Raw genomic sequence first — 12,530 nt, 5'->3', positions numbered from 1 at the left:
AACAAAACTTGGTTTAGGTCTGAATCCCCTTCCAAGTTTTCCCAGTCCCCAGTCCCTAATCCCCAGTCCTCAGTCCCTAATCCCCAGTCCCCAGTCCCTAATCCCCAGTCCCCAGTCCCTTTTTCAGTCAGGAAGGATACGGTTAAGAACTCCTGGTGATGGGCTAATAGATAGTCAACGAGTTCGCGGGTGGTGCTGTATTCAAACAAGATGGTGTTGGGCAGCGATCCAGTCACCTGTTCTAGTTTTTGGATCAGCCCCACCTGCACAATTGAATCCACACCATATTGCTCGAAGGGCGTATCGAGACGAACCTTGTTTGCTGGAGTCCGTGTTGCCTCTGATAAGGTCTGGCGAACAAATTCTGTAGTCCGCTCCTGCAATGACACAACACTATTTGTCTGCACATTTGATGAATCATCGGGCTGCGTCTGGGCGACAGATTCCGGCTCGGCATGGGGCTTGCCCAACAAAGGTTGACGAATGACGCCATTACTGGTAGCAACGACGATCTGATGGCCTAAATCATGGGCAAACTCCACCGGAAACTTGACGGCATCGAAACCTTCTTCTTGCAAAACCTGTTTCCAGGTATGAGAATTCAGGGCTGGGCAACCGGGGATACGCATTTCGGCATCTTCAAAACGCCACCAGCCTTCCAGCAAGCCAAAAGTCAAGTGAGAGAATAGAGAATTCCCACTGATCTCGTTGACAAAGACTTGTCCGCCTTCACGCATCGCGGCTTTGACGTTACGTACAGTCTGACGGATATTTTTAGTTGCGTGGAGGACGTTCGTTGCTACTACAATATCGTAACTTCCAGGCTGAATCGACTGAGTGGAAAGAGGCTGCTCGACATTAAAGCGATCGACCTTGAGAAATGGGTAGTCGATGGCGTAATGCTCCTGGGCATGAATGAGGAATGCCTGGGAAATATCGGTATAGCAGTATTCGCCGATGCGATCGCTATAAGGCTGAAGTTTTTGCAATAAACCAACAGTGGTTCCGCCTGTCCCCGCACCAACTTCTAGGATTCGGATCGGCCCGTTGCCTTTGTCCAAACTGTTGATAGCATCGACAACTGCATCGGCAATCACCTCGTTGAAAAAATCTGCAATCGGATTGCCTCGGTATAGCGGCTCGACTAGGCGTAGGGAAGATTCAGGAAAAATCACGTCCTGGGGAAGTTTTCTACCACTGAGGATATCTGGCAATGAACGCAGACATCTCTCCACAAGATCGATCTCTGCTGTCACGCTGGCGCTTCCTTCCCAGTCCCGCCGCGCTTTTTGCCACGTCGTCCAAAGTTCTTCGACGCTGCTGACATTTCCCTGACGAATTAACAAGTCATTCTGTTGAAGCAGACGGATGCTCTCGTCAAGCCACTTATGATAGTAGGTAACAGGGAGCGATCGCCCATTCGGGGAATTGAGAACTCCCATCTCGCTCAAATTGGCAAGCAACAAGTTTTGCAGCAGGATGTCACGGGCATCGGTTCGATGGGTGCGAATTAATTGCCATTGCTGAGAGTAGCGTATTTCAGCCGCAACATTCTCAACTACAGGATGAGCCGTTTGACTGCGGGCGGAACCGACTACGGAAAGCACTTCATCTTCAATTACAAACTTAAGTGCTTGATATTTGAGCAGGTTGATGAATGCCAATTGATCGATTTGTCCTTGCAACAGTCGATTTAGAGCCGCCATTGCCTGCTGTGATTCAATGGAGCCGATGCCGTTTTGCCGCATTCGTTCTCGATAGGTAGCGTCAGCCACAACACCAGCGTTGCCCCAATATCCCCAATTCATCACTTTCACCGACACAGCCCAGTCTTTGCCAAGCTGTTGGGCGTAGGCATCGAGGAAGGTACACCCGGCGGCATAGTTGGCTTGTCCTGGCGACTCACCGAAAGAGATCAGGGAAGAGAAGAAGAGAACGAAGTCCAACGGCTCATGCTGGAAAACCTGAACTAAGCGAACGCTGGTTTCAGCCTTGGCGAACAGTCCAGTCCGAAAACGAGCAATGGACATCTGCGCCAGACTTTGGTCTTGAAGCTCGATCGCAGTGTGTACCACGCCATTGATACAACTGTAGCTTTGGCGAATCTCGTTGAGAGCTTTTTCTAAAGAGGCTTTGTTTCTTGCGTCTGCCTGAATATAGAGCGGTTTTGAACCGAATGCAGCTAGTTTCGCCTGTTTTTCGCGGATTTTATCGTTGAGTTCTCGCCGACCGATCCAGATTACTTGCGCTTGATAGTTCTCAATGATGTGTCGGCTCCAGACTTCGCCAACACCGCCAGCGCCACCGATCGCCACGTATACTCCCTTTTGCTTGTAGGCGGGAAAATCGTTGCTTTCAAAGGCGATGGGGATCAGCTTGCGGGCAAACCATTGTTTGTCTCGCCTCGCAAGCAACGGGAAATCAGCGGTGTCATTGTCAGGAAATAACTCACCAAGAGATGGCAACTCGCCCCCGTCAATATCCAGTAACCGAACGCGCCAATGTGGATATTCACTCTTGAGCGTTGCAACTAGACCGTGAATGCTTGCCGCGATCGGATTTGCGGTTTCAAATAGCCGAACCGCGATACTCTGACTCGTCACAACAGTGAGCGCTAAGGATTTTTTGCCGTAACCGCTCTCAAAGAGCGATTTGAGCAAGCGAAACAACTGAAGAACGCCAGACTCCTGCTCATCGACAAGGCGATCGTCATCTAAGGCATATTTAATCGCTGCTGGAGTAAGCCAAAGTAAGCGGTCTATCGATCCTAGCAATTCGATTTGTTTGGAGAATTCCTTAACAGATTGCGGCTTTGCCGAGTCAACCAGCACTGCGGCGCGATCGAGTTGGGCAATCTGCTCTTTCCAGGTTTGGTTTGCACCGAAAACTACTGTGAGGCTGTCTTTTGAGCGCTCCGCTTGAGGTGCGATCGCCACACGATCCCAAACTGGTTTCAGGGTGACAGAACCCAATCCGGGCGGCATCTCGTTACTTATCAAAGGCTTTGGTTGATGTTGAGTGACTGCTCCATCGGAATCCTGCTGGCGAATTTCGCGGGCGACAAAGCCCTTCATCCGCACTGAAACCTTACCGTCGTCAGTGCATAAATCGATGTCTATTCGTTGAATTGGGCTGTCTTTTTTGGTTTCGGGTGCAAAACGAACCCAAGCCCACATGAGGGCAGCACAGGAATCATATACTTCTATTTGTTCCAGGGACGATGGCAACGCCAACCGCAGCGACTCTTGGGAATTAGTCAGCAATAAGGCGACGCACGACTGCAACCCAGCATCCAACAGACTGGGGTGTAAGATATATCGAGACTGCTCTTGAGCGACGGCATCAGGAATCACCAACTTTGCCAACACCTGTCGATCTGAAGTTTTGCCTGCGGACAGGAACAGAGTATCGATGGCGTGGTGAGCAGGGCCGTAATCTACGCCTAATGTGCGAAAAATCTCATAACATTCTGCTGATGAAAGTTGACGGTCTTGTATTTGTTGCTGTAGTTCGAGCAAGTTGAGAGTAGGAGCAGTATTAAAACGCACTGCTGCGTCACCGTGGCAGTGAAGTGAAGTTTTGCCTTTGAATGTGCTGCCGATCTCGAAACGCATTTGGTTCAGCGCCCCGTCAAACAATTTCAATTCAACGACTGCTGGCGATTCGTCAACAAAGAGAGCCTGTACCCAAGCAACATTACTCAGTACAATTACTGCCTTGTCGTTATTTCCTGGATACTCTAAATTTGGCAGCGAATGGCTGATGCTTTGCCAGACAGCGCGGTGAACCATTTCCAGGTATACCACAGCAGGCAATACTTTTCTCCCAGAACCATTGTGCCGGATCTGGTGATCTGCTAGAAAAAACTCATGCCCAGTGAACTCGTAACTGTAATGTTGCGCCGACACCGAAACATTCTTGTGCTGCAACGGATCGATCGCATGGCTTGGTGCAAGTACTGAAAAGCTGACTGACGAAGGATTAGGAGTCGGCCAATAGTACTCTGGTGCAAAAGGGTATGTGGGGGCGCTAATTCGGGACGGCAAGCGATCGCAGTATAATCGGCTCCAATCCACCTTCACCCCCTGAATCCATACCTGCGCTAACTTGGCTACATTCTTTTTTACTAGCCACTGCGCCAATAATCCTTGTATGTCCTCATCACCTGCAAACAGCTTGAGAATCTGATTCTCCCTAGATGGCGAACCAAAATAGCAACCCTCAAAAGGCTGCCAGTCGGTAGCAAACCTGCGGAGTTTAGCGAGCAATTCTTCAACACTGCTGGTAATGAAGGCGACCCGAATCTCCATCGGCTGGCGTCCGCATTGCAAGGTGTAGGCAAGGTTTATTAACCACTCGGTTTCGCTGGAATCGTTGGGTTTGGCAATCCCCTGTTCTAAATATTTAACCAGGGATTCGACGTATTCTTTAAGACGATCGTCTTTCCTGGCTGACAGCACCATCAGAACCGGACTATTGAGTTTCTCTGGGGATAACCTTGGACTTGGCAGATATTCTTCCAGAATCGTGTGGGTATTGGTTCCACCAATGCCAAAGGCGCTCAGAGCCGCGCGACGGGGCCAGGGCGCTGCCTCCCATTCACGGAGACGATCCACTACAAAAAATGGCGATCGCTCAAAATCAATGGCGGGATTTGGTTGGCTGAAGTTGATTGACGGCGGAATCTTTTTGTGGTACAAGCTCATCGCCACTTTAATGCATCCTGCCAGCCCTGCGCCTGTATCCAAGTGCCCAATATTCGGTTTTACTGAACCAATGGCGCAATACTGCCTTTGGTTGGTATCTTTTTGATAGCTGTCGCAGAGCGCCTGAATCTCAATGGGATCGCCTAGCTTGGTGCCAGTGCCGTGGGCTTCGACATAGCCAATCGTCTCTGCCCTAATACCTGTAGAAGTCAACGCCAAATCGATCGCCTGGGACTGACCGCGCACGCTGGGCGCGAAGAACCCAGCTTTGTCTCTGCCATCGTTATTGATACCGATTCCTCGGATCAGGGCATAAATGCGATCGCCGTCGGCAATGGCTAGAGGAGCTTTTTTCACTAATAACACCGCTACGCCTTCACCTGCCACCAGTCCATCAGCAGCCGCATCGAAGGTTCGGCAGTGACCATCACGGGATAAATTCAAACCGGGACGATGCAGATATCCCATCTCAGACTTAGGCAATAAGGTTGATGCGCCGACTAATGCGTAGTCGGACTGACCCAGGCTGAGGCTTTGATAAGCGGCACTAAGTGCTGCCAACGACGAGGAACAGTTCGTATGCACAAATACACTCGGCCCAATGAAGCCCAGCTGATAAGAAATCGTGGTGGGAATCGTGCCGCTCTGACTCAACATCCAGGCGGTGTATTCGTCCGTGGCTTCGATAATTCCAGCTTTGTCAACCAACGTGTTGTAACCGCTGTTGCTGGCGGAGATAAACACGCTGGTACGAGGTATCTCACTTGACACATATCCCGCATCTTCCACCGCCCGCCAAGCGTGCATCAGCAGCAAACGGAATTGTGGATCCATGAACACGGCGTTGCGTGGCGAGATGTTGAAGAATTCGGGATCGAAGTTGCCCTTACCTTCAATTGTTCGCTGGACTCCCACAAAGTAGGGATTTTGGATCGAGTCTTCTGAAACACCAGCTTGGCGTAGTTCTTCCTCAGAGAAGAATTGCCCGCTTTCCTTGCCGGCACAGATGTTCTGCCAGAATTGATAATGATTTGGGGCGTCGGGAAAGTGACAAGAGATACCAATGATGGCCAGGCTATCTTGCAGCGCTTCGCCTTTGGCGTTGTCGAAGGCTAGCGCTGCTCGGTCTTGCCCATCTTCGTGGGACGCAGATATGGGATTTTGTAACGGAGTTTCTCCCAGAATCTCAGCCTGTTTGTCTCCTAAATAGGCGGCAATATCTCGGATTGTTGAATACTTGAACAAGGATGTAACCGAAAACTCTCGATTAAATCTTCGCGCTATCCGATCCGCCAGAATCACAGACAAAACCGAATCGCCACCAGCAGCAAAGAACCCGTCGTTAATACTAATATCCGTGACATTCAGCACATTCTTCCAAATATCTGCCAGAATCGCCTCGGTTTCAGTCTTGGCAGTCACTTTCTCTGTTTTCCGTTGGATCGCAACCTCTTGGTTGGCGAGGGATTTTCGATCGACCTTGCCGTTGGCAGTTAGAGGTATGCGATCCAGCGAGACGAATGCTGTTGGGATCGCGTAATCGGGCAGACGCTGCTTCAGATGGGCGATGAGATCGAAGTCCTGTAACAAGTTGTTTTCGTCACTTTGCCTGGGAACGTAATAGCCAATCAAACTCTGGACTCCCTGGCGTTCCTTTGCCACGATCGCGCATTCAACTACTGCGGGATGGCGACTCAGTTCGCGTTCGACTTCTTCCAGTTCGATTCGGAATCCGCGAATCTTCACCTGAAGATCCAACCGACCCAAATGCTGGAGGGTGCCGTTGGGTAGCCAGCAACACAGGTCGCCCGTGCGATACAGCTTGCTGCCGTTATTCGCCTCTAGGGGATGATCGATAAATTTTTGGGCGGTAAGTTCCGGCTGGTCCCAATACCCCCGCGCCAAACCTGCGCCAGCGATGCAAAGTTCGCCTGGGACACCCATCGGAGCCAGTTGGTCGTGGGCATCCAGGATATAGACACGGGTATTGGCGATCGGCTTGCCAATGGTGACTGAATCACCGGGTTGGATCTTCGCAAGCATCGACCAGATTGTGGTTTCGGTGGGGCCGTAAAGATTCCAGACTTCGCAGCCGATGGAGGCAAACATCGATCGCAGGGAATCGTTTAGCATCTCACCGCCACAGAGAATTTTTAAGTTCTCGTCATTTTTCCATCCTGACTGAAGCAACATAGTCCAAAAGGAGGGTGTAGCTTGCATAATAGTCGGTTTTGAACGCCGAATTTCCGCCTTAATCGCCTCAACGTCTTTGAGTCGATCGCGATCGCAGATGGTGCAACGCCCACCCTGAATGAGGGGAAAAAACAGTTCCAGCGCGGCGATGTCAAAACTGTAGGTTGTAACTGCCAGAAAATCAGCCACGAACTGCTTGCCGATTTGGTCTGCCATACCGCAGAGAAAGTTGGTCAGCGCCCGATGTTCGATTGTGACTCCCTTGGGCTTACCAGTGCTTCCCGATGTATAAATGACATAGGCGAGATTTCCCAGACCTGCCAAACATTTTAGAGGCTCGACCGATTCCGCAGCCTGTTCGATTTCGTCCCATTGCCGATCCAGGTTAATGTACTGTGCGTCGATGAAACCAATTCTATTGTTCAGCCACGACTGGGTAACGAGGAATGTAGCACCAGAGTCACGTAACATATACGTCAAACGCTCTTGGGGAAATTGCGGATCTAAAGGCACATAAGCACCGCCAGCCTTCATAATCCCAAGCAAGGCGACGATCATCTCTAGCGATCGCTCGACGCAAACTGCAACCAAGGTTTCCGACTGGACACCTTGTTGCTGCAAGTATTTGGCTAAAGCTGTACTTTTGCGATTCAGTTCTTCATAAGATAGAGTTCGCTCACCGCAAGCCACCGCCACAGCATTCGGAGTTCTCTCGACTTGAGCTTGAAACAGTTGGTGAACGCAATTGCTGGGATATTCCACTGAAGTTGCATTCAAATCCCACTGAATCAAACGTAGTTCCGCATCGTCCATCATTTCGTACTTGTGTACCAAGGCATTCGGATTTGAAATTGCCACTTGGGTCAGCTGCAAATAATGACCGAGCATCTGTTGAATCGTTGTTGCGTCATATAAGCTCGGATTATATTTAAAACTGACTCGATAACCATTCGCTTCTTCAAACACCTCCAATACCAGCTCGTATTCACCTTCCTGGTGGATGTCGAAGCTAATTTCTAAATCGAAAAGGTCGCCATAGCAACTGCATAAGTGTTGCAAATCGCTAGGTGCCAGACCGTTCTGGTACTCAAACGCCACTTGAAACACGGGGGCGGCGATCGCATTGGGGAGAATGCCGATATCTCGGACAACGGTTGTAAAAGGAACCCTGGCGTGGTCAAGACCATCGGACATGGTGTACTTGAGATTTTCCAGAAAAGTTGCAAATGTCTGCTGACTGAAGCCTTTGCTGCGGATCGCCACCATATTGATGAAATAACCAACGACCGAGCGGAATCGTTCTTGCGGTCGCCCCATGCTTGGCATCCCAACAATGATGTCATCCAAGTTGGTATATCTATGTAACAGGATTTTGTATAGAGCCAGAAATATGGTAGAGGGGTTGACTCGTTGCGTTTTGCTAAAACTCTGGATTTGAGCCGCCAGCGACGACTCAATCGATGTCGAAATTACTGCACCGGAAAACAGTTGTGCTTTTGACCGCGAGCGATCGGTGGGTAGTTCAAGTACTGGCAGGTTGCCGGAAAGTGTCTCCCGCCAATAGGATCGATGTTTTTCCCAAGCGCCATTCAGCATCTGCCGCTCCCAGAGAACGAAATCCTGATAGGTTGTGGAGATCGGCGCAGCAAGCGGCGATTCTCCGTGCAGTAAGCGGCGATAAGCATCAAAAAGTGAATCAACCAATGGTAGGAACGAGCCACCGTCAAACACAATATGATGTACGCAAATCAGAAGGTAGGTTTGCGTTGAAGATTTTTGCAGCAGATCCACCCGGATTAAGGGGCCTTGCTCCAGATTGAAGGGCTGTTTCGACTTTTCTCTGAGTTTGGATAGGATGCTTTGCTCATCAAGGACTGAAACATCTTCAGTATTAATGCCGATCTCAGTTCCCGGAGCCAGCCCTTGTCTGAGAATGCCGTCTTTTTCAGACAGGTGATAGCCGAGAACAGGATGCTGTCTGAGTAATGACTTCAAAGCCTTTGACAAAATCGAAGTGTCGATGATGTTGCGAATCTTGAGACACAACGGGATGTTGTAGGCAGTCATGAGCGGAAAGGACTTCTGTAACGCCCATAATCCTTTTTGACCTTCCGAGAGCGGGAAATTTTCAACCTCTCGGTTCTCTGGTTCACTCACCTGTGGATTGGACGGGCTGTTCGCCTCCAAGTCGATTCTTTGACTCAGGTGTTTTGATAGCGATCGGATTGTCGGATGCTGGAGCAAATCTCGACCCAGAACTTCGATGTCGAAGGTTTCCGACAGACTGCGAATCACCCGCATTCCTGCAAGAGAGTCGATGCCGTAATCTTGCAGATGTTTATTCTCGTCGATTCGATCTGGTGGTAGGTCAAGGAACTCGACTAGAATACAGGTGAGATATCGACGCAGGTTCTCTTCACTGGATTGTCCTGGATCGATCGCAAAGTCCTGAAATCCTGTCTTAGGAATTGCTGCCAGAGATGGAGGGGGCTGTATTTCTTCATCCAGCCAATAGCGCTGTGTCTCAAAGGGATAACCAGGAAGTGGCACCCGGCGGGCGGTAGGATGTTCCGGCCATGAAATTGCACTGCCTTGCACCCACGCCGCTGCGATCGCTTGCATTCCTGCAAAACTTGAAGTATCTTGCTCTTGAGCAGAACTCACTGTGCCAATAAAGACATTGGGATTCCCTTTTTTTGTCGAAATGCGATCGGGCGCTGCGATATAGGATTGCAGTCCAGCCCTCAATTGTTGGCGATCGCAAACGACCATCGCCATTCGATAGTCCATGTGTTCGCGCCCATTGTATAATGTGTGGGCAATGTCCTTTAAATCAGGGACTGGTGGAGTGGCAAGAAACTGGTTGAGTTCGCTTGCTAGGGCTTTTAACGATTTCTCACTTTTCGCAGAAAGTACGATGAGAAACTCTTGAATGACAGGCAAGGATTGAGTCGGGGAATATTCTTTCTCTGACGGACGATACTCCTGAATTAAAATATGAGCATTGTTGCCGCTCATCCCAAAAGAATGCAGTCCGGCGAGGCGCGGCTTGTCCGTTTTGTTCCAAGGCAATGTCTCGCTGGCAAGGACACAGGGCTGATTGTCTGTGTCCAGCGCCATATCCGCGCCAGAAAAACCGAGAATCTTGTGAATCCGCTCGGTTTCCAAACTACGGACGATCTTCAGCAGCGCCCCCAGAGCAGATGTCGATTCCATATGCCCGATTAAAGGCTTGAGCGTACTAATTCGACAAGAGTGGAGATCCAAAGTCACGCCTCTAGCTTTGGCTAGTGATCGCAGTGCCCGATTAAAGGCTTCCCACTCCGCCAAGTCAGAAAGACGATTTCCCATGCCCTGAGCTTCGATATAGCTCACATCACGCGGGTCAATACCAGCTTCTCCATAGCATCGCTCGATCAACTCTACATGACTCTCTATGTTCGGAGAAGCACTCGAAGTACCCCCTTGACCATTAAAGTTGACCGCCGTATTTGATATCAGCGCATAAATAAAATCGCCGTCTGCTTCGGCTTGTGTGAGGCGCTTCAACATCACACTGACAACACCTTCAGCTCGTAAATGACCGTCTGCATTCTCTTGAAACGACTTCACGGTATTGGTGCGGCTCAATTGTTTGGTGCGCGACAGTGCCAAGAAAGGCTGCGGGCGCAAGAGCAAGTTGGCGGCACTGACAATAGCATGGCTGATTTCACCGGATCGCAGTGCCGATACAGCTCGATGCAAAGCGACTGCCGCACCAGCGCACTGTGCATCTACGATCTCGCTGGGGCCTCGAAAATCAAAAAAGTAAGCGATTCGATTAGCCAGTAGCGATGCCTGCCCGTACCCTTCACCTGGATCGAGTCCGCGTTCATTCAATATCTGGAGATAATCATCGTCCTGATGAGCAACATAAACTCCGGTGCGGGATTTCTTCAGCGTTGCGGGGGCGTATCCGGCATCACATAAAGTTTGATACACCGACATGAGCAGCAACCGCTGCCTTGGGTCTATTTGTTTAGCATCGAAGGGAAGAATCTTAAAGAAATGCGCGTCAAAGCCTGCAACATCGGGAATAAAGCCGCCCCATTTACACCGCGTCTTTCCAGGATCTTTGCCTGACGGATCGTAATAGTTGCGCCAATCAAAGCGTTCTCCAGGGATTTCCTCAATCAACGAACGGTCTGCGTCTAAAGCTTGCCAAAATTCACGGACGGACATACAACCAGGCAAGTAGCCAGACAGTCCCACAATTGCGATCGGCTCAATTTGGAACGAAGGCGGCACAATCAATTCTGGTTCTCTGGAGGGCAGGGACTGCCTTGAGTCCCGATAAAATGTCTCTTCAATACATTTAAGCTGGTATTCCGTATCCATAATTAATATTTAATATATGGCAAATATAGCTGGGGACTGGGGACTGGGGAATGGGGACTGGGGACTGGGGACTAGGGAATGGGGACTGGGTGAAAAGTCTTTTTGTGTCTAAGTTGTATCATCTGTTGATGTCCTGACCACCTTGACTGTTGCTATAATACGAAATCAATTGTTCCAGGTAGGAGAGCGACTCCTTTACCAAGGAGTAATCCACTCCGAAATCAACCAAGCAGGCGATATCGTTAACACCGATCGCGATCGCTTCATCAATGACTTTCCTGCCGTCGTCCACGGTGCCGAAAATAGCTGCTGTTTTAACATACCGTTGATATGCGTAATCGAGTATTTTGGCCTTCTCTTTCGCTGAGACACCTTCATTATCATCCAGTGCTTGTACGTGCGCGTCTAGAGAACTTTTGATATATGCCTTAAAGGGTAATTCAACAACCTTATGCACCAAGTCACGGCTTTCGTGAACCAACGTATGTAGCATTAGAGTTACTATGCCTTTCTTGGGATCGTGACCCCCTTCCTCCCGTCCCTGACGATATAATGCGATCTTTTCTCGCATAGCTTCAAAGTTATTTCCGTAGAGCATGGTGAAAACGTTGTAACCTTGACGACCTGCGTAAAAAAAACCGTCATTATTCTTTGTGACAAGCAGCCAGACGTTCAGTTCCTTTTGCAGGGGACGTGGATAAACCACAATCGGTATTAGTTCACCGTCGGGGCCGGGAAAGGCGACAGTTTCGCCACGCCAAAGCTTTTGCACCAGCGGAATCCAGTCACTACAAATTTTGCGTCGCTCGGCATATTCTTCCGGCGCATAAATAAAATCTGGCTTGTTCCATCCCGAACCAAAACCAAGATCCACTCGTCCACCAGATAATATATCATTCATCGCCCACCACTCGACGATTTCAGCCGGATGGTGCAGAGGTAGGGAAATTCCAGCTGTTCTAAACCGAATGCGGGTCGTCTGCGGAATTAAATAGGATGCCATCACCGCCGAATTGGCGAAGATGGAACCAAATTCGTAGAAGTGTCGCTCAGGTATGTAGATTGCCGTAAACCCTGCGCGATCGCCAAATACCGTGATGTCGCGCACGAATTCATATTTCTGCTTGTCCGTCACATCTTTCCTCACGTCAGAGAAAAACAGCAAGCTGAACGAAATTTGGTTGTTACTTTCCTTTTTATGGGTTGCAGTCGGGCGCTGTAGACCGAGCAATTCTTCGATGGAAGTAGTCATGC

Annotated in this window: 2 protein-coding genes; both read right to left on the bottom strand. The window is 49.7% G+C overall.

What is annotated here, in order from left to right; all coding sequences use genetic code 11:
- A partial coding sequence (locus HWQ44_RS16060; protein ID WP_292720260.1) for a non-ribosomal peptide synthetase occupies window positions 1-11,276 on the bottom strand: 11,276 nt, incomplete at its 3' end.
- Window positions 11,277-11,394: 118 nt separating this feature from the next.
- Window positions 11,395-12,528 carry a MupA/Atu3671 family FMN-dependent luciferase-like monooxygenase gene (locus tag HWQ44_RS16055; RefSeq protein ID WP_292720258.1) on the bottom strand — a complete coding sequence of 378 codons (1,134 nt, stop codon included), beginning with the start codon at window positions 12,526-12,528 and terminating at the stop codon, window positions 11,395-11,397.
- Window positions 12,529-12,530: the final 2 nt, after the last annotated feature.

The organism is Nostoc sp. JL34 (assembly GCF_017114945.1).
Classification (GTDB): domain Bacteria; phylum Cyanobacteriota; class Cyanobacteriia; order Cyanobacteriales; family Nostocaceae; genus Nostoc.
Note: the sequence above shows the minus strand (reverse complement) of the source record. Positions and strands in the feature narration are given on the sequence as shown.